The organism is Planococcus sp. CPCC 101016, assembly GCF_007859295.1.
In the GTDB taxonomy this organism is placed as follows: domain Bacteria; phylum Bacillota; class Bacilli; order Bacillales_A; family Planococcaceae; genus Planococcus.
Window position 1 is genome coordinate 1,924,760 of sequence record NZ_VOHB01000002.1, and the last position, 24,619, is coordinate 1,949,378.

Below are 24,619 nucleotides of genomic sequence, written 5' to 3' on the forward strand. Positions count from 1 at the left end.
GATGTAGCAGCAATATCGAGAAAGACAGTTACAAGAGAGAAAGGAGCGGCTCGTTAAAGCTGCTCCTTTTGTTACGGATTAAATTGCTTGCCGGTGAAGTAAAAAGAGCGTTACTGGCTACTGAAGTAAGGCATCACACTTCAGTTTAGTTTATATGTTCTGAAAGAGCATTTATTTGGAGTAGGGTTTGAAAAAGTAAAAAGCAGTCAAAGATGGTATCGTCAAATTTCTTACGGTTTAAGCACTACTGAAGAAAGTTAGCGTAAAGAGTTTTCAAAACGGAAAAAATTTGTCTAACTGAACTGATAAGCTTTTTTATGTTGAAGACGGATTTAAAGCTTTTTAAGATGCTACAATCAAGTGATCGTTTTTCAGAATTATAAGCAGCCAGAATTATAATTAACTCAGCAGAACAGCACAGTAGGAAACGAAAGCTCGTTGAAGAGTGAAACATTCGTTTATTGAGTAAGAGATATATAGATAAATAAAGTGTGCAGTAATTAGCAATAGAAGATGAGGGGAAATTAAGCATCTTGGGTTTAAAATAAACTTTAGTTTACATAATATAAATTATCGGAAGTAGTGTTTCATCTAATAAGTATACTTAGTACAGTGAGACGAAATCGATTTTTTGCTTGAAATCAGCGATTTTGGCCGGTTTCTTGAATTTTCATCTTTTGACTGATTTCACTGCATTTCTGTGCATCATTGCAACTTCATTGCTGGATTCGAATGCTGAATGATTTTCGATCAGACAAGAATTCTTCAGCAAGATTTGTTTTCCGAATCCAATTACCATTACTTACGGACAGATTGCCTGAAGTGTTCATGGCCATCTGATTTCTGCGTTTTAACTCTTGTTTATTACATCACCAGCAAATTCCAACGGTGTCCGTCCAAATCTGCAAATCCTGCACCGTAGTATCCGCTTTGTTCTGCGGGTTCGGCAAATACGAATCCGCCTGCTTGTTTTACTTTGCCGATGATCTCATCAAGTTCATCTCTCGTCTCAACTGAAATTGAAAACAACGCTTCTGTCGATTGATCCGCATCCATGAGTTCATTTCGCGTAAAGCGTTTGAACCGTTCCTCTAACACCAACATGACATGCACCTGGTGTTGACCTACAACCAATCCCACCATTTCGTTGTTGTTGTCGTCCCGCTCCATAACCGTTACTCCGATCTTGTCGAAAAACTCACTTGACCGGTTCAAGTCCTTGACCGGTAAATTGATCCATAGCTCTTTCATCCGTGCGCACCTGCTTTCTCCTATTGATTTACTTGCAGTTTCTCCTTATAGACATCCAATTTTCCCCATCATTTTCACTTTTTATTCTAATTCAATTATCAGAATATTCATACTGAAAGTACCTGTCTCCACTCCTCATTGTCTATTTACGCTCAATTAAAGATGCCGATATGGAAAGCATGCATCAATCCTGTCAGGACGAAGAGATTTTATATATGACAGGTACTCGCCACTCTTTTACACGCGACGAAATCATCAAAAGCTACGAACGGTTCAGCAAAGATCCAAGCCGCTATGATTTTGCTGTCTGTTTGCTGGCGACTGAAGAAATAATCGGTGATTTAGCCATAGTGGACATCAATCAAGACAATAAAAAAGCCGGCTTCAGGATCTCGTTGCATAACCAGAAAATCCTAAACAAAGGGTACGGCACCGAAGCCGTTCAATTAGCGCAAGGTTTTGTTTTCAAGGATCTCCAGTTGAATCGCTTAGAATTAGAGGTTTATTCCCACAATATACGCGGCATAAAAGCATACGAGAAAGCAGGATTCAAAAAAGAAGGAACCTTGAGACAATCGCTGTATATGAACGATGCCTATTCTGATGAAATTCTTATGGCGGTACTTAAAGAAGATTACTTGAACTTTCGCAGCACTAAAACAACGTTCAAAAAGATAAGTTATTAATTCTTGGTTTAAAATTAATCCTTAACAAGTTATTTAGCGGTATTATACAGAAATTCTTATTAATTCTTGTTAAACTAATAGAAAAGCAGAAATGAGCGATTCATTTGACCAAAGCCACTGAACTCATCACCGACTCTTTTGATTTTCATGCGATACAGCCCTTCCTGATTCCATCCGGACAATCTCTGCAACAGCCGCTCCATCGCCATCCCGATACTGTGGAATTGCTGCTGGTGCTGGAAGGAACCGTCCAGTGCACCAGCGAGGGTAAACCCACTAAAGCCCCTTCTGGTACTGCTATGACTATCCAAGCCGGCAGATGGCACAAGCAATGGTACCCAGCTCTTGAACAGCAAAGCGGGTACCGGTTGTCGTTTGCAGAAGCGCTCCCCTTAGCATTGCCACCTGTCTTCCCAATCGAAGATCCTAAAGGATTGGAGAGCTTGCTGGTTCGGCTCTATCAGGAAACAACGCAGCCCAAGGACGATTCCACACAAATGACGCATTATTTAATCGGATTGATATTCAGACTTTTAAGCCGCTCCTTATACAGCGACAACTTCTCCGCTTACCCGAACTTCGAAAAGACAGTCCGGGAAATTGAACATTACATAGAGGAAAATTATCCGATTACACTTACGCTCGATTCCATCGCTGACCGGTTTGCTTTAGATAAATACCAGCTCGCCCGCCTCTTTAAAGAATATAGCGGCATCAGTCCACTTCAGTACATCATATCCTGCCGCTTGGATGCAGCGAAGCAGCTGCTGGCAACTACCGATACTTCCGTAAATTCGATTGCCGCAACTGTCGGCTACAAAAGCGATACTCAGTTTCAAGCCGCATTTAAAAAAGCGTCCGGCCTCACCCCGCGGCATTATCGTCTCGCTCATCAAAGAAAGGTAAAATTTTGAAATAAAGGGATTTTTGTTAATTTAAAAAATAAATGGTATTAGTACGCATAATCCTTTAACATATATAATAAGAAACCATTTTTACGAGTGAATCTGCTGTTAGCTGCCCAGCAGGAACTCAGAAGATTTCACATCATACATGTCCAATTTTCAGGGAGACTCGATAAAATGACGAATGATTATTACACACACAAGGGAAAAAATCCTGAAGAAATGCCTTATAAAGAACTGTTCAATGCCATGGTCCACGAGGCACATGTTAGCATGTATATATTGAATGGCTGGCAGTACGGCTACGTAAACCAGTATTTTTGTCAGCTGACGGGATACAGCGAAGAAGAATTGTTAACGGGTGAAGTCACTTTCAAAAACATGATTCACCCAGAAGATCTGGCCACTGTCCAGCAACGAATTGAGAAAGAGTACAATATCCTGGATTCCCGTGCGCGCTACCGCGTCCGTGTGTACCGGAAAAATGGAGAAATGCGCTACGTGGAAATCCATTCGACCAAAAAATTGTGGCAAGGGAAAAACGTCCTTTTTGGAACCGTCATTGATATAACAGCAGAGATTGAAGCAAGCCAGCAGTTGAAGGAAAACGAAGAGCGGCTTCACTCTCTTTTCGACTATAACCCTGATGCCGTGTTCACGTTCGATCTTGAAGGCCATTTCCAAAGCGCCAATCCAGGCTGTGAAGAACTCACCGGCTATTCAATTGACGAATTGCTGCAACTGTCTTTTACTCCATTGATTGTTTCAGAAGACTTGAATACCGCGCTTTTGAATTTCGATGACGCTATACGCGGCATGGCGAAAACCTATGAACTGGCGATTACCCGAAAAGACGGCAAACAACGAAACTTGCTGGTCAATAACTTCCCGATGAAGTCAGGCGGCAACATCGTCGGCACATGGGGAATCGCAAAAGACATCACCGATAAAATCAAACATAAAAAAATGATGGAAGAGCTGGTATTTTTTGACCCGTTGACCCGCTTGCCAAACCGCAAATTATTCGAAGACCGGTTAAAGCAAGTAATTGAACGGACGGGACAGATCATCAATCAACCCGCTGTGCTGTACATGGATTTAAATCGCTTTAAATTCATCAATGATTCACTCGGCCATCATTTCGGCGACGAGTTGCTGAAAAAGATCGCAGAGCGTTTAGTAGACATGGTGGATGGGACAGGTACCGTAGGAAGATTTGCAGGAGATGAATTTGCGGTCCTTTTACCGGACATGGACCAAGAACAGGTTTTTCAGCTGGCGGGCCAGCTAATTGATTCACTGACTACGCCTTTTGAAGTTCTTGACCACTCCCTCACGACGTCTGTCAGCATGGGCATCGCTTTTAGCAGTGGAGCACAGGAAACGGTCGATAGCTTGATCAAGAAAGCGGATGCAGCCATGTATTGCACAAAGAAATACAAAATACATGCCTATACCGTCTACTCACAAGAACTCGATCAACAAGCCGCCTATAAAATGAACATTGAGCGGGAATTAAAATCAGCCATTTCAAATCAGCAACTGGCGCTGCATTACCAGCCCATCACCGATTTGAAAAGCGGCAGACTCAGTGCCATGGAAGCCTTGATTCGCTGGAACCACCCGGAACTGGGCATGGTGCCGCCGGATCAATTTATTCCCATTTCAGAAGCAAGCGGACAAATTGTTCCAATCGGCCGCTGGGTGCTAGAGACCGCCTGCAGGCAAAATAAAGCCTGGCAGGACGCAGGCTACCTGCCTATAAAAATTTGCGTCAATATCTCAACGATCCAGCTCCAGCAGCCAAATTTCATTCAGACCGTCGAAACAGTCCTTGGTGAAACTGGACTGGAAGCGAAGTGGCTGGAACTGGAAGTGACAGAGAGCATCTTGTTAGAAGACACAGACGCCTTAAAAGACAGTTTGCACCACTTAAATAAACTGGGCGTTTCCTTGTCCATTGATGACTTTGGGACAGGTTATACTTCCCTTAGTTACTTGCGGCAATTCGCTTTTGACCGCGTGAAGATCGACCGCAGTTTTGTCGAAGACATCAGCAACGAGCAAAACGGCAAAGCGATCACCGCTACGATCATTTCACTGGCGCATCAGCTGAACATGACCGTAGTCGCTGAAGGCATTGAAGACGAAATTCAATTGGCTTTTCTGCAATCGGAAAACTGCGACGAAGGGCAAGGCTATTATTTTAGCCGCCCGCTCCCTGCAGACAAGCACGACTTAGATCTTCTATTCACAAAAAACACCAACTCAGGATGAGCAGAAATTATCCATTTTCGATTTACATCAGTGGATTAAGAAGCAACGCAATAAAAGCAGCCGGTTTTTTACCGGCTGCTTTTTCGTATATCATTTTTGATCAAGATGGCGGCGCACTGTCTTCTACATAAGCATCAATTACCACTGGCTTTCGGCTTGTCTTCGCTTGAGCCAGCGCTTCCTGCAGTTCAGTCCGATTTTTCGCAGTATATCCTTCTCCACCGCAGGCACGGGCAAATGCCGCGAAATCGATGTTCCCCAAATCTGTTTCGGTCGCTTTATTCCCCATTTCCTCTTGTTCGTGTTCGATCAGCTGGATTTTCTGGTTGTTGAACACGACGAGAATCATCGGCAGATCGTATTTGACGGCTGTCACAAAGTCTTGCATCCCCATCGAGAATCCCCCGTCGCCAAGCAGCGACACGACCTGTTTGTCCGGATAGGCCAATTTCCCGGCAATTGCTCCCGGAAGGCCGCAGCCCATAGTGGCAAGCCAGGCAGAAACGACGAGCTGCTGCTGGGTCAGCTGAAGATAACGAGCCGCCCAAAGCGTCACACTGCCAACATCGAGCGAGACGACCGCATTGCGTTCCAAAATGGTCTGCACTTCCGCAATGACTTGCTGCGGCTGCAAGTATTCCGTTTCTTTGTTCATGTCGTCTTGCAGGGTGTTGTGCCACTCGGTCCGTTTTTGTTGGTACTTCAAGAGGAAATCCTCTTCCTTCTCGCCGAGATTTGCGGTCAGCCAAGCAGCAGCAGGTGCCAGTTCTCCGACAATGCCAACCAGTACCGGGTAATATTTGCCAATCACTTTCGGGTCCACATCAATCTGAATGGCCGGCACATTATCCGGCAAGTACTCGCGGTATGGGAACGCGGTGCCTGCAAGAATCAACAAGTCGGCTTCTTTCATGGCCTGTTCCGAGGGCTCAGTTCCGAGTTGGCCCAATTGCCCCAAGTTATGCGGATGATCGTCTGGGATGATGCCTTTGGCAGGAAATGAAGCAATCAGCGGCGCTTTCAACTTTTCTGCAAAGGCCAGTACTTCGGCACTTCCGCCTGTTGCTCCTTTGCCTGCTAAAATCACCGGTTTTTTTGATGCCTGCAGCAATTTCAGCGCGTCCTGCAGGTCTTCTTCCGCTGCCCGGATATTAGGTTTGGCATAGGCCGATGACGTCAGCGCTTTGTCGCGTTTGATTTTCGTGCTGAACAGATCGTCTGAAACAATCAGCACCGCCGGCCCTTTTTCGGCATAGGCCGTCCGGATCGCCTGATTCAGCATATCCGGCAATTGTTCCGCGTTCTGTACGCGGCGGTTGTAGACGGCGACTTCTTCGAACAGCGACTCCAGCTTCAGTTCCTGGAAACTGTCCGTGCCGACCAAGTCACTGCTGACTTGTCCGACAATCGCCAGTACCGGCGTTTTGTCTTTCTGTGCGTCATACAGGCCGTTTTGCAAATGAACCGCTCCAGGACCCGCAATGGATAAACAAACGCCGATCTTTCCGGTCAATTTTGAATAAGCGGACGCTGCAAGCGCCCCCGTTTCCTCGTGGCGGATTTGGATAAACCGGAGCTTCTCTTCTTTTCGCAGCTCTTCCATAAATTCATTGATGGAGTCGCCCGGCATTCCATAAATATGGTCGACTTCCCACTCCTTCAGCAATTCGATAACATAGCTTCCTGCTGTCTTGTCAAACATGGACATCCCTACTTTCTATTGTCTAAGTACAACCCTTATCTCTAGCTCATACCTCCAGGGAATTAATGTTAAACGTTCGAATTTCAATAAAAAGAGCCCGTAGTTGCCGCTTGGCATTAAATGAGCTCTTTTGCTTATTTGGAATTGTTCTGGTATTCACGCAAAAACCGTTCTTCGCGCTTTTTATTAATAAAGTTCCAGATGAGGTAAATGATAACGGCGATGGCCACCACCAACAGGGAACTGTAGAAAACAAAGTCGAAATCCATCTCGTGAACAATGACTTCTTCGACACCCGCAACGTTCATTTGACTATAAGTGATGCCTTCATAACCGATCCACCAAAATGCCAACGGAAGCCCAATCAATAGGCCGCCAAGCAATGAACCAAAGAACTTCCTCATATGCGTCCCTCCCCATTCTCAACAGTCAAAGGTCTCATTTGCCTACTCCAACGGGAGCTGTGTAGGACTCGTGTAAATGTGCTTGAACTTCCCGCTTTTCGGATGAACCTGCGGCGCTTTGTCGGACAGATAGATTTGCGCCTCAATGCCATGGCCGCGAAAAAAGGACTGGAGGCTGTGTTCCGCTGTTTGAAAGGCGTCTTCAGGAAATGGTGCCTGCAGCCGCAATTCCAGTGTGGTTTCATTTTGCTGAATGAGTTGAAACCGTTCGATTCCTTCGACTTTTGAGATAATGGATTGCACAGCGAGCGGCGTCACTTTACGGCCTCCTGAAAAACACAAAATGTCATCGGTACGCCCTTCCGGTTCAATCCACCGACTCGCTTTGCCGCACGGACAAGGCTCATCGTGAATAGTCGCGCGGTCGGTCAGTACGTAACGGATAAAAGGCTGCGAGTAATTGAATAAATTGGTGATCAACAGCTGATCTGCGGGTTCTCCGTCAGCGACTGGCCGGAAGTTCCTGTCTACCGCCTCGACGATCAGACAGTCTTCATGGATATGGTAGCGCCCTTCTCGGCATTCACAGGCGATAGTTCCGGCTTCTGTGCAGGCGTAGGTGGATTGGATAGTGCAGCCGAAAGCTTCCCTCAGCTGCGTACGCAGTTCAGCACTTAAGTGTTCACCACCTGCCATGATCAGCACCGGTGCAATCGTCAAGTTGCCGTTCTGCTGTTCGGGCAGCAACAGTTCAAGTGCGGTCGGATAGCCGCCGAGGAGAGCCGGTTGAAAAGCGTTCAGTTGCCGGACGATGTCTTCTGTGTCTTGACGCACATCGATGATCACCTGATTTTTCTTCCACGGCATGCGCCGCTGGTTGTAGCGGACCGTGCCATTGCCCAGGTAAAAGCCGCCATCGACGAAAAGCCCCGCGGTCCGTTTCCCGCTTTTCAAGAAGGCTTGAAAGTCCTCACGCTTTGCAACGCCGCGCAATAGGGCAATGGCCGATACCACATTCATGGTGGTTTTGTCATACAAAATGATAGCGGGATGCCCCGTAGACCCTGACGTCGTATGGACCAGGTAACGGCCATTCAATTTCCGTCCAATGTTTTCAGGAGTTTCCATAAAGCGCTCGACCTGTTGTTTCGATACGGAGCGGTCGGTGAGCCAGTCATTGAAATGTTCCATCAGCTCCGTCTTGTGAGTAACGGGCAAATCCGTTATTTCGAACGGCCCGCTGATAGGCTTGAACCGTTCGCTGAAATACGGACTGTGCTGCTTGGCGTGCTGCACCAAACGCGTGAGGCGCTGCTGCTGAAGGTACAACAGTTGGTCGCGGTCCAGTTTCCGCGCTTTATGGGTGATGCGCAACGCATTGACAAGTCCCAGCTGTCTCATGCTGCTTCTCCTTTCAAAAGGGAGGAATTTGTTACGACCAGTTTACCACGGCAGGACGGCAGAGCGGCTTTTCAGCATGAAATATTAACTGACTTTCTGCTTGATTCCGATGGCTGCACCGACTGCGACAATGCCGATCATGACCGACCAGAACACAAGGGTCCACGGCAAGGAATGAGGAAAATCATGCGGCAGTATTCCAATTTTCTCATGGGACAAGGTCAAGACGCCCAATTTGACACCGACCCACCCCACTACGATAAAAGCGGCGGTCTCGAGTTGCGGATAGCGTTCCAACAGACGGACAAACTTATGGGCCGCAAAACGCATAATCACCACACCAATCAAGCCGCCCGCAATCATCACCGAAAATTGGCCACCATTGATGCCGCCAACTTCGAAGTCTCCCCAATGTGGGAGCGTCATCGCAAGCGCTACCGCTGCAAGCATCGAGTCTACCGCAAACGCGATGTCGGCGACTTCGATTTTCAATACAGTAGTCCAAAAACCGGAACGGCTGCGAGGCTGATTTTCTAATAAATTTTGGTGGGCTTGTTGGTCATACAAGTGCTTGGCTGCGATAAACAGCAAATACAGCGCGCCAAGTGCTTGAATCTGCCAAATATTGACCAACAGCGTAATGGCAAAAAGCGCCAGAAACCGGAACAGGAACGCAACCGACAATCCGTAAAACAAGGCCTTTTTTTGCTGCGCTTTTGGCAAATGCTTGACCATCACCGCCATGACCACCGCATTATCCGCCGCAAGCAATCCTTCCAAACCAACTAGTACCAGCAACACCCATGCATATTGAAGCATCAACACGTCCATTGCCTTTCTCCTCCTTTTAACATCAAACAAAAAAGACCCATGCCTAAATGAATAGGCAAAGGTCTCGCTGAGCGTTCGTATCTGCTATCACAACCGATGATGAGCTCATCATGTCCTGACGATTGTGAAAGAGGGATTCCCCTCCAGCTACTCCCCCTTGTCTGAGGGGCAAGCATATAGGTGGCATCTGTCCAAACCTGTAGGATTCTTTTCGTAAAAGGAAATTGCTTGTTGGTATTCAGCTCTTTACTAAGTTTATACCACCATTGCCATGCTTATTAAACTGAAAACGGTTGTTTTTGAAAGGAATTATGTTGATTTTAAAATTGAATAGTACTTATTCATGTTTTATGGTGAGAGGCTGCATGTCGCCTTAAATGCTCGCCATTTCCTACTTTTCATAGTAAGTCAAATGCTGTATATTTTGATATTAATAATCTCGCAGTCTGTCTATTGCCAACTATGAATGGGTGAATATAAATGAATTTAAAATAGAATAATGCGGTTAGCTCCAAAGGATACAGACGATTTTTCTTTAGGTCATAAAAGGTGAAGAGCTCCTCTATTTCATTCGGCATCTGAAAAAATGAGGCGGTTTATTTAGTCTGCCAGAGATTCTCACGTTGATTGAGAGATACCTACCCAGATTTTCATCTTCGACGTTTTATAAGATCAAGTGATGGATCGTCTTTAGGGTGCGATCATCCAAAGGCTCAGTTTGACTGACCTGCTCCTCAATAAAGCTGATGGCTTCTGCGTGATTGAGGACATCGAAATGCTCCTGTAGCCGTTTACCACCAATTGTTAAGCCATCTTCCATGACTACTTTGGTTTCAATCAGCGATAAGGTATTTCCTTCGATGGCATTCGAATTATACGTCCATTCCACACGATACACGTCGCGGAGGTTCTTCACAGCCGCAGCCGGAAGAGGTCGGTGTTGATTTAATTGTTTTTAATTTGTCGATGCGATTAAACTGGCTCACTTGTAACAACTGCTTTTTAAGAAATTTAAGGAATTACCATTTGATTTCAGTAGTATTGAAGCTAAATAGCGTAATAGTCTTTATTTTTATTGGACGTCTATTTTATATGTTCGTTAAATAAGTATTTTGCGAACAATTAAAAGCTCAGTTAGGAAGCTAACCGATATACATGGTTCTCTTCCCTTTCTCTGTACTTCTCAGCTTACTGATAAGTATTTGCAGTTTTATCATCTTTAAAGGTATAACGGTAGGATGATTGTTTGCCATTATTGCTGCTCTCATAATGATTCTATATTAGAGTTAACTAAACTCTGTTCCAATTAATAAAAGATATGCCATTCCTAACATTGCAATATTTGATAGAGTTCCAATAAGGACATACCACATTTCTTTAGATCCTAAAGCAAACCCTATCCCTAATAACGAAATTAAACCAATTATCATTGCATCTATTTCATCATCTATAGGTAAAAAGAAGAAAATCATACTTGTTATGGCTGCAATTATTGATAAATCTCCTAATATATTTCTTGTGTTTTTCTTCATTATGATTCCCTCCCTACGAAAATGTCCATAACTTAATCTAACTAGCTTTTTTAAAAAGGAACTTTAGAAATAGATTCTATAGAATTACTGGAATATCCTTCCTAACCGGATTCGTTAAATGCCCTTGAACAGATTGCCTTTAGTTACGGAAAATTTTATCTTTGATGTGATAAGTCTTTGATGAACCGTTCGCAAAAGTACACTTTTTCAGACAGAAAGGGAGAGTAGATGCTAGTCAAAATGCAACTTCTCTCCCCTTCTATTTATGCAGCTACCGATAATCCCTCATATGTAAACTTCAATCTATTCATTATTTTGATTAAGAATCCAATATATAGATATATATAAATTTAGGCTTATTAATATAAAAACCTTATTTATCAGGAGTTTAATTTGACACTTATTTACACCTTTGGTATCTTTATTACTGAAGTCCTCACGTATAAATATGTAGTTATATGTCAAGCAACAGCTGTTGAAGGTAGTAGAAGCTCTTTCTAATTATACACGGGCATTTTCTACGAGGAACGGCATTATATCAGTCAGCCTGCAAGAAAATCGGTAATCAACAGACCCTTACTCTATCTTCTCCTTCAATACTTAAAAACCTTAATTTAGTTAAAAGAGACCTTGAAGTCTCTAGAGATGGCAATGCCATAAAATATTTTAAGCCCGCCCATTCACTCTTAATTTAAATGAACAATTAGGGTTAACTTATCAAAAACAATAACATTAAAAAGTAAGGAAAAATAATTGTTTCTCAGTAAAAATATCAATAGATTGGATGGAAAGTTATGATCAGCAATCAACTTGAAACGTTCTTTATTCTTATAGGATTTTATCTTCCTTACACTCTTCCGTTTTTGAGTATAGCTATAATTATCATATTAATCGTGTTGGCTTTAAAAATTCGTCGCATAAAACAACAACTAGAAGAATGTTTGGAGGTAAATCGACAAAATAATATTTTCCAGCAGGAACAAACGAAAAATATGGATGAACTCAATCAACGGTTATCTGGTATTGAACTTATGCTCAAAAAGATCGAATAAAAAGAATTGAGGAATGCAATCAATAAAGTTGCATTCCTCAATTCTTTTTACGTTCAGTGAACAGTTCCGATAACTCCATGATATGTAAACTGATTACCTAGCTTCATTACTATTCCTTAAGCATGCTTATATTCATATTACAAATCCATTTAACTTCAATTTATTAACTGCAACAAGACTATTTATAAACAGGTTTCTTCTACTTCTTTCCGAGGATAAAAGAATAGTTCAAGCAGTTGTTTTATAGATGCTGCATCTTTAACGATATCCTGCTAAACTACTTCCTCTTCTATTTAAATTAACTGATACCTATTTACCCCTCTTGTATCAACAAATAGATCTGCAATTTCAAAGCAGGAAAAACAAGCTGAACCCCGAATTAAGACTGGATACTCATAAGAGCTGAATTACATTTTTTTATATGGCAATCAGGAAAGGGGAAGACATTCATGATGAAGAATTTTTCTGACGTGCAAGATGTTCTTGAAACATACAGAACCGCCATTCAAGAAAAAGATATCGAAACATTATTGTCCCTCTATGCTTCTGAAATCCACATCTATGATTGTTGGGAAAGCTGGGAAAGTAAAGGAATTTCTTCATGGGAAGCGAATGTATCCGGATGGTTCAGTGGCCTACGTGAAGGAAACGTTCTCCTTAAAGTTACTTTTGATGATGTTGTCATTGAACAAACTTCAACCTTGGCTTTTGTCCATTGCGCGGTGACTTATACAGGATATCATGAAGAATCGGGTGTGCAGCTTCAACAAACAACCAATCGGTTCACCTATGGACTGAAAAAAGCGACGGATTCATGGGCAATTGTCCATGAACATTCTTCGTTGCCTATTGATTTTGAAACGGGAAAAGGCATTTTTGATTGACACTGAAACAGACGATGAAAATCTTGAGATAGACTAAAGGGATTGCCTGTGCAATCCCTTTAGTCTTTCATATTGAAGAAGTCGATTGCGCGGATTTCAATTTCCCAGCCAAGCTGTTCTCCTAAACTGACCTGGACAGTCGGATGTAGAGAAGCCACTCGGATTGCTTCTTCCATGTTCCGGGCTTCTAAAATGAACGCACTTCCAATCATTTTATCCGACCGGGTTAGTTGGCCTTCACCAACTTGTATCTTCCCGCCAACCCGCTGCAAGCTCTTCACTTCTTGTGCAACACCTGCATCTACCAGCATATGTCCACTGTTGGATAATTCCTCGAGATGAGGCTGACATTCCATCATGATGGAATCAATTTCTTCCTTTGGCAATGCATTCATCTTTTCCTTATCCAAGTAACCCAAGCACAAGTAGTTCATCTACAAGCCTCCTTTGAGATACGTATTTCCCCTTGTTTTTATAAATTTCAGCGAAGGGACTAAAATCAAAATCCGTAAAATCAATTTCCAAAAAAGTTTGCTTAACAATACGCGATAAACTACATTTCCTTTTCCAAATAACTTTCAAGCGCCTCTTTTTGGCGCAAGTGATGACGGGAATGCATCTCCACTAAGTCAACCCATTCTTTTGCATTCAGCCAGCCGAATCCCCCGTGTTCAACTTTATAATTCGGATTGATTGAAGCCACTTCCCTTTCCCAATGCTCTAGCCTTTTAATTACCTCTTCCACTCTTTTCGCCAGTTTTTCTCTGTCATCTGAATTGTTGGGCGAGGCATTCATTTCATCTGGAAGTCTGATTTTTATTGGCGGGAAGCCACCATCTTTAAATAATTTCTTGCCAGCCAAAGTTTTACCTAAAGGCTGCTTTTCATTTGATGCAGCACATATTTCTACATTATCGAGATACTCATGCGCTACTAGAATGATATGGTCATACATTTGCCCAATGGACCAGACTCCTTCTTTAGGAATATGCTGGAGCTGTTGTGACGAGTATTTGCTAAGCTCATTCTTAAAAATGAAAAGCACTTCTTTTCCCCTCATTTACTCCCTCCTATCAGCAATTTTTGAAGTTTTAATTTTCAGACTTTATTTCAATGATAATTGTACCATAATTAATGAGAAAGCTTTTAGGTCTTATTCTAAAAACATAAAGCTTTCGTAAAAGTACACTTGGCCAAACAAACCTAAAAGTCTCACAAACATAAAGCATTTCAATATTTTCTAAACGAAATAAAAAACTTTTAAAAGTCTTTTAAAAGGTATATAATGGACATAACCTAAAGGAGTGGATAGAAATGGCGATGAGAATACTTGATATCCCCACAACTTCGATTTCGAATGTCAAACGGTCACCCATGGAAGCTTTTCAGAAGGCCGATCAAGAAGCTGCTGGGGTGTATGTCTTCAACCGTGAAAAGGTTGCAGGTGTGATGCTCACTCAAAAACAATACGAGTCCTTGAATCGAGAAATAGAAGAACTTTACGATCAGGTGGCTGATTTGATGGCTGAAAAACGGCTGCTGACGGAAAATGTCTCTACTTTCTCAGATGTGGAAGTTCGCGGTGCAATCGCAACGGAATCCCCTGTCATTGATGAAGAAGACGGGTGGGAATAATCGTTGTATCAGCTTGAATGGACACAGTATTCAAAGGAAGATTATGACCAGCTTGATGGCAGCCAAAAGATCTTTGTCAATAAAGCGCTGAATCGGATCCAGTTAAGGGGCATGGAAGCCGGCCAATCCCTTCATGGCAATTTGGCGCAATGCAATAAGTTGAAAAACAAGAAGATGGGCCTGCGGATCATTTTTAGAAAAGTCGAGGGAACCATTCAAGTGATTCAGATTGTGGCCATTGGGAAACGCGATAAAGAAAAGATTTATCAAATGGCTGAAGATCTAATAAGCTAACTGAAAAGAAGAAAAGGTTTCTCCGACCAAAAAGAGCCCGGCATACCGGCACTTCTAAAGTGCTCGCTTTGCCGGACTCTTTTTTATTAGAACGATTCGTTCTCTTGTTTGATGGCCGCTACCTCTGATACTCTGATGAGATGGAAAACGAATAGATACCACCGTTTCGTTTTCAAACCATTTATACCAGTACCTTTCATAGAAAAGGAGTTAGGAAGGAATCTGTATGTAAATGTTTCTTCAGTTTATGAGACAAGTGGGTTTTTCACGTCTATTTCCTTAGCCCGATAATCCCATTTCGCCGATAAATGATTTGTTGTGTTTCCAGGGTTTTAAGAATCGCCACAAGTCCCTGGTGTGAAATTTTCATCTCGGAAGTTATCTCCTTTATTGTTTTGAATAGTACCCCTTCTGAGGTGCAGTTTCGAAAGAAGTAGGCTATAAATAGGTCTCCATTTTTCGCTGTCACTTCCTTTTCTTTGTTGAAACAGTTTCGAGCTTCTTTCTTAATCGTTTTTTCTATTGATGGCAAGTATTGCGCCATGCAGAATTCCTCTTTTCTCGCAGCTAATTTCCACTAGTGCGTCAGCTTTTTAACTTGAAATTCTGGTTGCTTCATCTTTTAACCAGCAAACTTTTACCGACCCATCATCTAATTTAAAAAGCCCCTTCTCTAGGTTGAGGGAGAAGGGGCTTTTGAATTAAATCCTCAGCTTACAAAGAAAAATATTGTACTTATGGTGTCTCTGTTGGTTCCGGTGTCGGTTCTGGTGTTGGTTCCGGTGTCGGTTCCGGTGTCGGTTCCGGTGTTGGCTCCGGTGTCGGTTCTGGTGTTGGCTCTGGTGTTGGTTCCGGTGTCGGTTCTGGTGTCGGTTCTGGTGTTGGCTCCGGTGTCGGTTCTGGTGTTGGTTCTGGTGTTGGTTCCGGTGTTGGCTCTGTTTCTGGCACAACAGGTGTAACTTCAATAGACCCCAATAAAGTTTGTGCAGCTGAAATACCGACGAGTGAAGCAATAATGGTTGTGTTTGCTTCCACTACGGCCGAAGATTCGTTGCCGAATTTTTTAGATACTGCACTTAATTGATTGGCTGATGCTTGTAATCGATTGCTAAGTGAAGCCAACTGGTCTTCGTAATAAGAAAACTCTTCGGTAGTCAAAGATGCTGTAGCATTCAATTCTGTCACGAGGGCGGATAGCTCAGCATTCACGGAAATTACACGGTTTTCCACTGGCGTTAAACGTTTCTCTACAGTTGCCCCTTTAACTTCTGACTTTGCTTGAACAGATGCATTCGGACTAGCGGCAAGTGCACCGCCTTGTGCAGATAGTACAAGACCGATGGCTAATGCAGGAGCTGCTATTTTAAAAAGTTTTTTATTCAATGTATTTCCTCCTTTTAGTAATTTCTTGTCTTGCTATTACTTATTTACCCCGTCGAAAAGCCCCTACTCTTAATTTTCTTATATTTAACATTTAAGAAATGTTTATGTAATAAAAAGTAAAATTATTTCTTTCTTATAATGTTAAAAAATCTTTTTTTTACAATATAAAAAACAAGTTTTTTTCGGGCTGGTGAGCGAGCCGTTGTGTAAGCGGAAATTAAACGAACAAAAAAAGGAAGAGACTTTCTATGAAGTCTCTTCCCTGCCGATAATCTCTCATATGTAAACCACTTTAATGCTCCACTAACTTCCGAATCTGATGACTGGAATTAGTTGATAGAAATGATCAGCTGCTTTTTCAAGTTCTATACATCAAATGAATTTGATCGGCTATATACTCGGAACTAAAATGAATTCCATCTTTCAACCACCACATCAGGATGCCATTCAGGGAAGCCACTTTAATATCAACGGAAACATACTCCATTGGCAGCGCATCTTCTTTTTTTCTCCTTCTTGTCTCCATTAGCCTTTTCAACAAAACAAATAATTCTCTCTCAAAATTGCGCATCTCAAACAGTACATTTAAAAATTTTCGCTGTTGATACAAAAAATCTAGGAATTCGATGAGTTGCTCCTGATCCGATAAATCTTCTGTAAGAGTTAAAGCTTCTATTTTGTCCGACAGTTGGTTGATGATTTTATCGGTAATCTGCTTCAACAAATCGTGGATATCTTGGTAGTGCAAATAAAAGGTTGTTCGGTTCAACTTGGCGCGTTGCGCTACTTTTTGAATCGTCAATGCGGAGACAGCCGGATTTTCTGCCAGCAATGATAAAACCGCTTCTTCAAACATTTCTTTTGAACGAATGGAACGCGGATCTTCTTTTTTGTTTATCGACATTTCCTTCTCCTTTGTCTATTATTTGGGTTTTTAAAAACACTCTACTTTTCACTGTTGCTTAGTCGACATTTCCGCTTAAATTGCTGTTAGGAAATGTAAAGTGGATTTGTTACTATTGATTTTATCGACAAATTGTCGATAATGCAACGATAGAAGAGGAGTTCGAAAATGATAGAAGAAAAAGAAGGAATCAATAAAAAAATATTACTCATTGTTCTTATTTCCGGTTGTTTTTTATCGACACTGAACCAGACCTTACTGAATGTCGCGTTTAGTGACTTAATGGTTATATTTAACGTGTCTGCTGCCACCGTTCAATGGCTGGCAACAGGCTTTCTGCTTGTAAATGGGGTTCTGGTGCCGGTTACGGCCTTTTTAATGAAGCGTTTTACCACGCGGCAATTGTTCATCAGTTCAATGCTTTTCTTATTTGCCGGTTCCATGATTTGTGGATTCGCCATGAATTTCGGCATGCTGCTGACTGGACGAATGATTCAGGCTGTAGGTGCAGGTATCATCATCCCGCTTATGATGAGTGTGATTTTCTATATGTACCCTGCTGAAAAACGGGGCAGCGTAATGGGGATTATTGGCTTTGCCATAATTTTCGCCCCGGCGATTGCACCCACATTGTCCGGTTTCCTGATTGAATACGTTTCCTGGCGATGGTTGTTCCTTGGATTAGCGCCCTTCTCACTCTTGGTAATTGTTCTTTCAGTTAAATATTTAGTGAATGTTTCCGAGACCTCAAAAGCGAAACTCGATATCGCAAGTGTCCTATTATCGACCATCGGGTTTGGCGCCGTCTTATTCGGATTTAGTACCGCCGGCAGCAGGGGCTGGGATGACCCGGTTGTTCTTTCTTCAATCATGATTGGGATTGTCATCACTGCGCTTTTCTGTTTCCGCCAAATTAAATCAGTGGATCCTTTGTTAAACTTATCTGTATTTACCTACAAGATGTTCACCATCACTACCCTTATTAACGTGTTAGTGACTATGATCATGTATGCAGATTTGATTCTTTTGCCGATATACCTTCAAACAGGACGGGGATTTACAGCGCTTGAAGCGGGCTTGTTGCTGTTACCGGGTGCCGTTATTAATGCCTTCCTGTCTCCAGTGACAGGCCGAATGTTTGATAAATATGGCGCAAAACCTCTATTTATCACAGGGCTGATTTTCATTATCATTTCCATGTGGGCCGTAACCGACCTAAGCGAATCGACGACCTATCTATTCTTAATGATCCGGACGATTGTTTTACGGATTGGCTTAAGTTTTATTACCATGCCACTCAACACAGCTGGACTGAATGCTTTGCCAAGACATTTGGGCACACATGGGTCAGCGGTAAACAATACGGTTCGCCAACTTGCAGGGGCTATCGGAACAGCCGTTGTTGTGACGGTCTATTCCACCCAAGCTGCAAGTTATGCCACGACAATTGAAAACGAAAACTCACAGATTTCTTCAGATCAGGTGATCAGTTTGTCTTCCATCTTCAGTTCAGCTGATGCTTATCAATTCATGTTAATTATCGCTTTCGCTGCTTTGGTTCTCACGCTATTCATTCCGAAAAAGCCAAAAGAAAAAGAAGTCACTATTCCGATCGAAACGTAAATAATTTTAATGTAAAAACAAGTCTTCCTTTCTGGGTGAGACTTGTTTTTACGTTTCTCCTCTTTTTGCGATCATCAGAAGAATGATTAAAAATTTAAAGTTGAGATTTTCAGAATAAAAAAGATACTTATAGCCCTCCCTTTAAAGCGTTCGTAAAAGTACACTTTTAAGAACGCTCTAAAAAGGGCTCAAAATGACCAAAAAGAGCGTTCGTAAACGTGTCAAATCACTTTACGAACGTTCGCGAAATTGCATACACTTTTACGAACGGTTTTCAGGTATAATTACTCCTTGTTCAAGTAAAGCACCAATTTAAAAACCGCATTATAAATAATAATTACATCTATTATGAGAAAAATTAAGAACACTACGCATCTTAATATGAGCCTTTGTTTGTACTTTTTCTTTGTTTAGGGTTGAGGTAAAGGTGAGTTTCATTATGTAATTTCACACGGAGAAAGTGAAATCAAATAAGATCCATTAGGAAGCGATGCCTTGAGTTCTGACGTTCCTCTATTGTCTATATCAATATTTTAGAACGTAAAAAGCCACCTTCCAAAGAAGATGGCTTTCCTTTTTCCGACTCCTGTATCTTCGGTTCCTGATATATAATGAAGCAATTATTTATTCTTGCCGTGTTAATATCATGGGAACCTAGTTGGATTCTCTTTTCACCAATCCAAATTTCATCTATTTCACTAAAGTGATGCATCTTTAATACATTACGTACTTATAATACTGTTTTAAGAGATTCAATTTATTGCTCATATGCTTTCAACTTAGACTCAATAACTATAGTTGAGTAATTAATTTTCGATTTCAAGAATAGCCTCGATTTCTTCTTGGATCTCTCTATTCACCATAAGAGAACGTTTTTTTCTCAACTCAAGATCCATTTCTTTGTCAATGAAATTATTCGTATGTTTGTCAAAACAATTAAAACAAATAGAGTAAAAGTCTTTTTTCTCTTTCTTTAAAAAATTAAATTCCCACGTTTCAATTTCCAAATAACTTACTTTATCTTTCGTTTCTTTTCCACATAATTCGCAAGTTGTTTTCATTATAAAAAAACCCTTTCATACATCTAGCTTTTATTTTTTCCTAGCTGGCGATCTTTAATTCTTTTTAAGCGCCCATGATATTTCATTATATTCGCTTGTGATTGTTTGGCAGCTTCGCTAGTAGGTTGCAAGTTGGCAATATCCCAGTATTTAATAACTACATCTAATACTTGGTCAAAGTATTGTAGTGGTCCATAATTCGTATCTATTGCAATGGTTTTCATTCTATCGTTAAAGTCTGGCATAACGGCACCTGGCATAGAGAAATTAATAATTACATTCTCAAAATAAACAATGAAATTCGGATCAAGTTCAAGATGTGCTTTCACTGTGTCGCGATAGAATGCATAATGAAGTGCTTCGTCTTTCGCTACACGTCGAAGTAATGTTGCTAAATCTTTGTCGTAAAGACCCGCTACCTTAGCTACATTATTATAAAAAACTAGTGTAGCTAACTCTTGCAAAGAAGTATAGGCCATTGTTGCTAGAGGATTAGTGAAATCTGGAAACCAACCACTTTCAACTACTCGTTTTCTTAATTCATGCAATCTTACGGGATCTACGTTTCGTGTCACCAATAAATACGTTTCAAGTAAGTTAGAATGCTGGTCTTCTTCAGCCGTCCAAGTGCGTACGAAATCATTTATTACTTCCATTGAATTTTTAAATGTATAATCCAAATGCGAAGTATACCAAGGTAAATTTACTTCTGTAAGTAATGCTGTTTCTACAGCAATAATTACACCTTCTGGAAGAGTTACTTGACTCTCATCCCAAGGAACTCGTTTAAAGGACATGGCCTTGTCCCATGGAATAAATTCGTGATAGCTCCAGTCAATATTTGCAGAACGTTCCTTATGTAATTGATATAATTCTTTAATGCGCGGTTCTAAGCGTATATCCAAATCTGAATTTAACATTATCTTTTCTCCTTTAGGTGTTTTTCTAACTTTAAACCATTTGAGTTTTTTTAACAATTATAATTTTAGAACGTTGGTGTAACCGTCAAGTAGGATAGATCAATTTTTCACAAATTCGGTTTTTTAACTTTTATTATTGAATATAGACATTTCTCTATTTTTATAACCAAATGGTACAATTGAAAATGTATTTAAATAAGTGGAATTGGAAAAATAAAGGGATTCAGAATAAAGAAGTTCTAATTCATATTGGCGAGAATCAGATTAAGTGGCAAATGGGAATTTTGATGTCATGGCTTACTGGTATGTTGGTTTAAATAAGTATGTGATTAAGAAAGATTAATCTTCCATAAATGGGCTATTTGGTTTAATAAAAACTGAACTCTAGAGGTGAAGTATGAAGCTATATTTGAAGTTACTTATAGGATTACTTTTTACTTCAGCACTGACAGGCTGTATTGGAGAAGACTATGATGTAGGTGTTCCAACTGCCCATTTATACAATGATACTGGAGATATACAATTAACAGAAGCCAATATCAGTTGGGAAACGGAAAGTGAGAACGTCTACGAAACCATAGAGGATGTTCAGGAATTTGGATTATCACAGGATGAAATAAAAGTTTCTGCAAATCAAGACGGAGCTTTAGATTTCAAAGAGAACGAGAAAAATGGTGGAGACATATGGACAGATCCTAAGATAACAGCCGTTCTATTAAATGGTGAGGAACAAATCGACATTAAAATGGATGATGCAAGAGTATTTAGATTTCCATCTGACAAAGGCAATTATGTATTAGTGGTCGAGTTTAAAAGTAATGCAGGTAGTGCGCAATACGTAGGAAACATCTTGATTCAGTAATCTTAAACTACCGGGTGCGATTATTGAGTAAAGAGTTTGGAACAGAGTGGCGGTGGCTACTCTTTTTTTATTTGCACTTCCCCTTTTTTAGGGTTTAGACGAAGACTGCTTTATTTTGTACATCGATATGCAATAAGGAAAATTGATTCAAAACTTGTAAACGATATAAATCCAGTATAGACATTCTTATAATTTTATAACCAAATGATATATTTTAGAAAAAACGCAAGCTGTTGACCTTATGCCTTATTGGCGTGTTGATTGAAGCAAGTGTGTGATTGCATAAGGTTAATCTTCAATAAACGGTCCATATTGTTCCGATTGTGAAACTAATTGCTGTCTCGCTCTATCTTACTTAATAGTAATTTCCAGTGGAGAGGGAGATATAACTATGCGGTTGATATTAGGGATCATCGCAATAGCGGCAACCTACCTCAATCTTTTTAGGTATGCAACAGGCAAAGACTATAAATGGGCGATGGCAATGGGATTATCCTTTACAGCATTAACAGTCGTCGCAGATTACAGTATGGTAGCTGATTGGGTAAAGGTAGAAGACTGGCCTGCTTTACTGGATGTAGTCCCTAAGATGGCAGCGGCCTTATGGGTTTTGACGATACTATCGATTTTATTAAATACAGCTCCCCTGCTGCTAGAACTAAAGAGCAAAACTGATGATTGATTATTGCTGTGAATCGTCCGACGTTTTCTGAAAAAAACGGCATTAAGAGAAGACAAGACAAGTAGAATAAGCGATTGGAATGTATCTTTTTTCTATATAAAATCAATTTCTTTTGTTTTTCTTGTGAGATCAATAGAATCAGGAAACTGAATGTAACTTACTTGATATTAAGTTACATTCACTCAACGTTATATGCGCTGCACATCCTAGTTAAAAGTGTGATACTAAGAACCAAAGATATTATTCAATGTAAAGGGGACAAAACTTATGAGTAAGGTCTACATTACTCAAGAAACTCTCGGGACGGATAGAGAAACGCTCTTGTATGAGGACGTTCAAAACGTTGTAAAGTTTTATATAGGCCCCTCTGAATCCATGAACGATTCTGATTCGACATGTGAAATGCTAGTTGAGTTCATTTGTACGAAAGCCCTGTTTCCGATCTATCTTACATTTGAACCGGTTACCGGAATGGAAGATGATTTGGAACGCCTTTTCCAAGGCAAAAACATTGAATACGCTTTACGATTTGAGGGGTTGAAAAACAAACGCTTTCCTGTTTTAAAACTCACCATCGAAACGCCTTCTTCACTGGCCTTTGTTTTGCAAGAAACTTTTTGGATAGCATCTTGTAATCACTTCTACGCCTTTTCTTTCTCGGATAATATCGTGTATAAACGCGTGATAGGGAAGAGCTGGTTTGGACGTGAGAAGACCTGGATATGGCCAAACTTTGACATGAACGGGGCTGCAACCGTTATCGAAGTTTGGCATGACGGGGATGGGATGAACATCTATACAACCGAACCCCACTTCTCAACAATTGAAAACCTGGCCAGCTATTTTCCACCCGAAACATCGATTGTAAACAATGAAGAGTGAATGTAACTTAATTAGCATTAAGTTACATTCAGACCCAATAAAAATTCTCTGCAAATGTTTCTTCACACTTAATAAATCGGAGAGTAAATCCTACCGGTATCAGTATCTAATATAAAATCAACTTCAATGTTCTCTGAATAAGGAACTTGATCGAAGTTATGAAGCCTACAAAATACATTGGCAAAGTCACGTGACTCAATTTTTATTTGTTCTGCTTACCGATACATTTGCTTCAATTGCTGCTTAGAACATTTTTTACCTGTCAATAAGGCTTGGTTGAAGTAGCCATCAATTTCAATAATCATCATAATAACGGCTGGTTGCTAACCAGCTATATAGCTTAAATTTTTTACTACGTTCCTTCTCTTATATTCCTAGAATTACTATGGATCAAGTACTTCGAATGTAACTTAATTGCTAATATGTTACATTCAGAATTCTTAAAAAGTATTCTTTGTTTTGGGTTAAACTAAAGACAGTTATTGTCTTTTTTTAAGATAATTGTCCTAAGCTAGTCCAACTTAAGAATTCAGAACTAGTAATTTTTAAGGTAACTACTATTCGTGTGAGAAAGGCGGAGCGCTGATATGGAGAGATTAGATAATTCCCGTTGGAAAATGAGTATGGCTGGCTTTACTGCGTTTGTGTTAGCTTCTATTTTCTTCTTAATAACGGGACCTAATATAGCTGGAATACTTGGTTTTTTAATATCAGCGATAGTATTGTTCATTCTAAACGTTGGTTATGTTTTTTACACAAACAAGAAATCAGGGAACAAAAAAAATCAGATATAGACTCACCACTAAACGTTTGTTTTTCCCTTGAATGTGAATGTAACTTAATTCACATTAAATTACATTCGGTCTCGCTTATTTTTTGTAACTAATAAAAAATGAACCTAGATATGAGCTATTTGAAAATAGGCAATTGCTGGTCTGACATTAAATCCTTTAGGAAAGCTTGATGATCCGAGAAAAGATTCTTAGGCAAACCCTCCAGATTGTAAAACTTGTTGTTTAAGGATTCCTCGTTCTGTTTAATTAATTGCCCTTCATAATCTCGACAGGTAAATAAAATTTGGACCATGGAAACTTGGTCGCCATTAGGAAAAGTTTTGTCATAATTCGAACCAGAATAAATACCGAATAACTTAAGCTCTTTTATTCGCAGTCCGGTTTCTTCCAAGACTTCTCTTTTCGCTGTCTCTTGTACACTTTCGTCCATCTCCATAAAACCGCCTGGAAGACCCCACTCGCCGGTATCTGAACGCTGCTGTAAAAGAAGCCGATTTTCTCCATCAAATACAAAAGCACCGGCAATTACCATAATCACTTTTTCATTGCCAACCATAGATCTTAATTTTTTAATGTAATCCAAGTCTCTAGACCTCCTGTATCGTAAAAGTGAATATAATTTAACTGAACTTAAGTTACATTCAATTGCTTAAA

General features: G+C 40.8%; 28 protein-coding genes. 12 read left to right on the plus strand and 16 right to left on the minus strand.

Translation table 11 applies throughout. From position 1 onward, the window contains the following. Positions 1 to 864: 864 nt before the first annotated feature. A complete protein-coding gene (locus FQV26_RS09075; RefSeq protein WP_146557166.1) occupies positions 865 to 1,251 on the minus strand; it encodes a VOC family protein in 387 nt (128 codons plus the stop codon). A 122-nt stretch (positions 1,252 to 1,373) separates the two neighbouring features. Here FQV26_RS09075 and FQV26_RS09080 point away from each other — a divergent pair, with 122 nt between their 5' ends. The 3 genes from FQV26_RS09080 to FQV26_RS09090 all read left to right on the plus strand — a co-directional run bounded on the left by FQV26_RS09080 (position 1,374) and on the right by FQV26_RS09090 (position 5,119). After that, positions 1,374 to 1,937, plus strand: a complete 564-nt coding sequence (locus FQV26_RS09080) for a GNAT family N-acetyltransferase (RefSeq protein ID WP_397431019.1) — start codon at positions 1,374 to 1,376, stop codon at positions 1,935 to 1,937. Positions 1,938 to 2,041: 104 nt separating this feature from the next. Further along, the gene (locus FQV26_RS09085) at positions 2,042 to 2,851 is read left to right on the plus strand and encodes an AraC family transcriptional regulator (RefSeq protein ID WP_261384292.1); all 810 of its coding nucleotides are present in this window, start codon (positions 2,042 to 2,044) and stop codon (positions 2,849 to 2,851) included. Positions 2,852 to 3,019: 168 nt separating this feature from the next. Then, the gene (locus FQV26_RS09090) at positions 3,020 to 5,119 is read left to right on the plus strand and encodes a sensor domain-containing protein (protein ID WP_146557168.1); all 2,100 of its coding nucleotides are present in this window, start codon (positions 3,020 to 3,022) and stop codon (positions 5,117 to 5,119) included. A 100-nt stretch (positions 5,120 to 5,219) separates the two neighbouring features. Here FQV26_RS09090 and FQV26_RS09095 read toward each other — a convergent pair whose 3' ends face one another. The 7 genes from FQV26_RS09095 to FQV26_RS09120 form a co-directional block, all read right to left on the minus strand. Next, positions 5,220 to 6,821 (minus strand): pyruvate oxidase, encoded by a 1,602-nt coding sequence (locus tag FQV26_RS09095; RefSeq protein ID WP_146557169.1) that lies wholly within the window; start codon positions 6,819 to 6,821, stop codon positions 5,220 to 5,222. Between the two features lie 134 nt (positions 6,822 to 6,955). Further along, positions 6,956 to 7,225 (minus strand): hypothetical protein, encoded by a 270-nt coding sequence (locus tag FQV26_RS09100; protein WP_146557170.1) that lies wholly within the window; start codon positions 7,223 to 7,225, stop codon positions 6,956 to 6,958. 42 nt (positions 7,226 to 7,267) lie between these two features. Then, positions 7,268 to 8,626, minus strand: a complete 1,359-nt coding sequence (locus FQV26_RS09105; RefSeq protein WP_146557171.1) for a phenylacetate--CoA ligase family protein — start codon at positions 8,624 to 8,626, stop codon at positions 7,268 to 7,270. 84 nt (positions 8,627 to 8,710) lie between these two features. Continuing rightward, positions 8,711 to 9,457 (minus strand): TerC family protein, encoded by a 747-nt coding sequence (locus FQV26_RS09110; RefSeq protein WP_146557172.1) that lies wholly within the window; start codon positions 9,455 to 9,457, stop codon positions 8,711 to 8,713. A gap of 398 nt (positions 9,458 to 9,855) precedes the next feature. Further along, positions 9,856 to 10,035 (minus strand): Fic family protein, encoded by a 180-nt coding sequence (locus tag FQV26_RS19020; RefSeq protein WP_261384293.1) that lies wholly within the window; start codon positions 10,033 to 10,035, stop codon positions 9,856 to 9,858. A gap of 86 nt (positions 10,036 to 10,121) precedes the next feature. Beyond that, positions 10,122 to 10,373 (minus strand): Fic family protein, encoded by a 252-nt coding sequence (locus tag FQV26_RS19025; RefSeq protein WP_261384294.1) that lies wholly within the window; start codon positions 10,371 to 10,373, stop codon positions 10,122 to 10,124. Positions 10,374 to 10,743: 370 nt separating this feature from the next. Further along, on the minus strand, positions 10,744 to 10,989 hold the full coding sequence (locus FQV26_RS09120) for a hypothetical protein (protein WP_146557173.1): 246 nt from the start codon (positions 10,987 to 10,989) through the stop codon (positions 10,744 to 10,746). Positions 10,990 to 11,783: 794 nt separating this feature from the next. Between FQV26_RS09120 and FQV26_RS09125 the strand changes: the two genes are divergently transcribed. Both FQV26_RS09125 and FQV26_RS09130 read left to right on the plus strand, forming a co-directional pair. Continuing rightward, a complete protein-coding gene (locus FQV26_RS09125; protein ID WP_146557174.1) occupies positions 11,784 to 12,041 on the plus strand; it encodes a hypothetical protein in 258 nt (85 codons plus the stop codon). Between the two features lie 449 nt (positions 12,042 to 12,490). Beyond that, a complete protein-coding gene (locus tag FQV26_RS09130) occupies positions 12,491 to 12,925 on the plus strand; it encodes a YybH family protein (protein ID WP_146557175.1) in 435 nt (144 codons plus the stop codon). A 59-nt stretch (positions 12,926 to 12,984) separates the two neighbouring features. Here FQV26_RS09130 and FQV26_RS09135 read toward each other — a convergent pair whose 3' ends face one another. Beyond that, positions 12,985 to 13,359, minus strand: a complete 375-nt coding sequence (locus FQV26_RS09135) for a YciI family protein (protein ID WP_146557176.1) — start codon at positions 13,357 to 13,359, stop codon at positions 12,985 to 12,987. A 119-nt stretch (positions 13,360 to 13,478) separates the two neighbouring features. Continuing rightward, positions 13,479 to 13,985 (minus strand): DinB family protein, encoded by a 507-nt coding sequence (locus FQV26_RS09140; protein WP_146557177.1) that lies wholly within the window; start codon positions 13,983 to 13,985, stop codon positions 13,479 to 13,481. A 254-nt stretch (positions 13,986 to 14,239) separates the two neighbouring features. Between FQV26_RS09140 and FQV26_RS09145 the strand changes: the two genes are divergently transcribed. Together FQV26_RS09145 and FQV26_RS09150 are read left to right on the plus strand one after the other, a co-directional pair. After that, a complete protein-coding gene (locus tag FQV26_RS09145; RefSeq protein WP_146557178.1) occupies positions 14,240 to 14,560 on the plus strand; it encodes a hypothetical protein in 321 nt (106 codons plus the stop codon). Positions 14,561 to 14,563: 3 nt separating this feature from the next. Further along, the gene (locus FQV26_RS09150) at positions 14,564 to 14,854 is read left to right on the plus strand and encodes a type II toxin-antitoxin system RelE family toxin (protein ID WP_146557179.1); all 291 of its coding nucleotides are present in this window, start codon (positions 14,564 to 14,566) and stop codon (positions 14,852 to 14,854) included. 271 nt (positions 14,855 to 15,125) lie between these two features. Here FQV26_RS09150 and FQV26_RS09155 read toward each other — a convergent pair whose 3' ends face one another. The 3 genes from FQV26_RS09155 to FQV26_RS09165 form a co-directional block, all read right to left on the minus strand. After that, positions 15,126 to 15,398 (minus strand): MarR family transcriptional regulator, encoded by a 273-nt coding sequence (locus FQV26_RS09155; protein ID WP_146557180.1) that lies wholly within the window; start codon positions 15,396 to 15,398, stop codon positions 15,126 to 15,128. Between the two features lie 191 nt (positions 15,399 to 15,589). Beyond that, positions 15,590 to 16,237: a hypothetical protein gene (locus tag FQV26_RS18765; RefSeq protein ID WP_186759707.1), complete on the minus strand. Its 648-nt coding sequence runs from the start codon at positions 16,235 to 16,237 to the stop codon at positions 15,590 to 15,592. Between the two features lie 358 nt (positions 16,238 to 16,595). Then, the gene (locus FQV26_RS09165) at positions 16,596 to 17,141 is read right to left on the minus strand and encodes a TetR/AcrR family transcriptional regulator (RefSeq protein ID WP_146557181.1); all 546 of its coding nucleotides are present in this window, start codon (positions 17,139 to 17,141) and stop codon (positions 16,596 to 16,598) included. Positions 17,142 to 17,309: 168 nt separating this feature from the next. Here FQV26_RS09165 and FQV26_RS09170 point away from each other — a divergent pair, with 168 nt between their 5' ends. Beyond that, complete coding sequence (locus FQV26_RS09170) at positions 17,310 to 18,764, plus strand: DHA2 family efflux MFS transporter permease subunit (protein ID WP_146557182.1); 1,455 nt, start codon at positions 17,310 to 17,312, stop codon at positions 18,762 to 18,764. Positions 18,765 to 19,570: 806 nt separating this feature from the next. Here FQV26_RS09170 and FQV26_RS09175 read toward each other — a convergent pair. Both FQV26_RS09175 and FQV26_RS09180 read right to left on the minus strand, forming a co-directional pair. Beyond that, positions 19,571 to 19,825, minus strand: a complete 255-nt coding sequence (locus FQV26_RS09175; RefSeq protein WP_146557183.1) for a hypothetical protein — start codon at positions 19,823 to 19,825, stop codon at positions 19,571 to 19,573. A gap of 23 nt (positions 19,826 to 19,848) precedes the next feature. Next, a complete protein-coding gene (locus tag FQV26_RS09180; RefSeq protein WP_146557184.1) occupies positions 19,849 to 20,745 on the minus strand; it encodes an acyl-ACP desaturase in 897 nt (298 codons plus the stop codon). 397 nt (positions 20,746 to 21,142) lie between these two features. Here FQV26_RS09180 and FQV26_RS09185 point away from each other — a divergent pair, with 397 nt between their 5' ends. From FQV26_RS09185 to FQV26_RS09200, 4 genes are all read left to right on the plus strand, one after another. Next, a complete protein-coding gene (locus FQV26_RS09185; RefSeq protein ID WP_261384295.1) occupies positions 21,143 to 21,607 on the plus strand; it encodes a hypothetical protein in 465 nt (154 codons plus the stop codon). A 391-nt stretch (positions 21,608 to 21,998) separates the two neighbouring features. Next, a complete protein-coding gene (locus FQV26_RS09190) occupies positions 21,999 to 22,289 on the plus strand; it encodes a hypothetical protein (protein WP_146557185.1) in 291 nt (96 codons plus the stop codon). Between the two features lie 267 nt (positions 22,290 to 22,556). Further along, the gene (locus FQV26_RS09195) at positions 22,557 to 23,171 is read left to right on the plus strand and encodes a hypothetical protein (protein WP_146557186.1); all 615 of its coding nucleotides are present in this window, start codon (positions 22,557 to 22,559) and stop codon (positions 23,169 to 23,171) included. A gap of 587 nt (positions 23,172 to 23,758) precedes the next feature. Next, positions 23,759 to 23,965, plus strand: coding sequence for a hypothetical protein (locus FQV26_RS09200; protein WP_146557187.1), 207 nt, complete (start codon positions 23,759 to 23,761; stop codon positions 23,963 to 23,965). 115 nt (positions 23,966 to 24,080) lie between these two features. Here FQV26_RS09200 and FQV26_RS09205 read toward each other — a convergent pair whose 3' ends face one another. Continuing rightward, positions 24,081 to 24,548, minus strand: coding sequence for an NUDIX hydrolase (locus FQV26_RS09205; protein WP_146557188.1), 468 nt, complete (start codon positions 24,546 to 24,548; stop codon positions 24,081 to 24,083). Positions 24,549 to 24,619: the final 71 nt, after the last annotated feature.

Coding starts and splice junctions, on each gene's coding strand:
- FQV26_RS09195 (WP_146557186.1), top strand. CDS start 22,557: ATGAGTAAGGTCTACATTACTCAAGAAACTCTCGGGACGGATAGAGAA.
- FQV26_RS09100 (WP_146557170.1), bottom strand. CDS start 7,225: ATGAGGAAGTTCTTTGGTTCATTGCTTGGCGGCCTATTGATTGGGCTT.
- FQV26_RS09125 (WP_146557174.1), top strand. CDS start 11,784: ATGATCAGCAATCAACTTGAAACGTTCTTTATTCTTATAGGATTTTAT.
- FQV26_RS09090 (WP_146557168.1), top strand. CDS start 3,020: ATGACGAATGATTATTACACACACAAGGGAAAAAATCCTGAAGAAATG.
- FQV26_RS09075 (WP_146557166.1), bottom strand. CDS start 1,251: ATGAAAGAGCTATGGATCAATTTACCGGTCAAGGACTTGAACCGGTCA.
- FQV26_RS09145 (WP_146557178.1), top strand. CDS start 14,240: ATGGCGATGAGAATACTTGATATCCCCACAACTTCGATTTCGAATGTC.
- FQV26_RS09155 (WP_146557180.1), bottom strand. CDS start 15,398: ATGGCGCAATACTTGCCATCAATAGAAAAAACGATTAAGAAAGAAGCT.
- FQV26_RS09105 (WP_146557171.1), bottom strand. CDS start 8,626: ATGAGACAGCTGGGACTTGTCAATGCGTTGCGCATCACCCATAAAGCG.
- FQV26_RS09140 (WP_146557177.1), bottom strand. CDS start 13,985: ATGAGGGGAAAAGAAGTGCTTTTCATTTTTAAGAATGAGCTTAGCAAA.
- FQV26_RS09175 (WP_146557183.1), bottom strand. CDS start 19,825: ATGAAAACAACTTGCGAATTATGTGGAAAAGAAACGAAAGATAAAGTA.
- FQV26_RS09135 (WP_146557176.1), bottom strand. CDS start 13,359: ATGAACTACTTGTGCTTGGGTTACTTGGATAAGGAAAAGATGAATGCA.
- FQV26_RS09110 (WP_146557172.1), bottom strand. CDS start 9,457: ATGGACGTGTTGATGCTTCAATATGCATGGGTGTTGCTGGTACTAGTT.
- FQV26_RS09170 (WP_146557182.1), top strand. CDS start 17,310: ATGATAGAAGAAAAAGAAGGAATCAATAAAAAAATATTACTCATTGTT.
- FQV26_RS09200 (WP_146557187.1), top strand. CDS start 23,759: ATGGAGAGATTAGATAATTCCCGTTGGAAAATGAGTATGGCTGGCTTT.
- FQV26_RS09120 (WP_146557173.1), bottom strand. CDS start 10,989: ATGAAGAAAAACACAAGAAATATATTAGGAGATTTATCAATAATTGCA.
- FQV26_RS19020 (WP_261384293.1), bottom strand. CDS start 10,035: ATGCCGAATGAAATAGAGGAGCTCTTCACCTTTTATGACCTAAAGAAA.
- FQV26_RS09130 (WP_146557175.1), top strand. CDS start 12,491: ATGATGAAGAATTTTTCTGACGTGCAAGATGTTCTTGAAACATACAGA.
- FQV26_RS09180 (WP_146557184.1), bottom strand. CDS start 20,745: ATGTTAAATTCAGATTTGGATATACGCTTAGAACCGCGCATTAAAGAA.
- FQV26_RS09185 (WP_261384295.1), top strand. CDS start 21,143: ATGAAGCTATATTTGAAGTTACTTATAGGATTACTTTTTACTTCAGCA.
- FQV26_RS09165 (WP_146557181.1), bottom strand. CDS start 17,141: ATGTCGATAAACAAAAAAGAAGATCCGCGTTCCATTCGTTCAAAAGAA.
- FQV26_RS09190 (WP_146557185.1), top strand. CDS start 21,999: ATGCGGTTGATATTAGGGATCATCGCAATAGCGGCAACCTACCTCAAT.
- FQV26_RS09095 (WP_146557169.1), bottom strand. CDS start 6,821: ATGTTTGACAAGACAGCAGGAAGCTATGTTATCGAATTGCTGAAGGAG.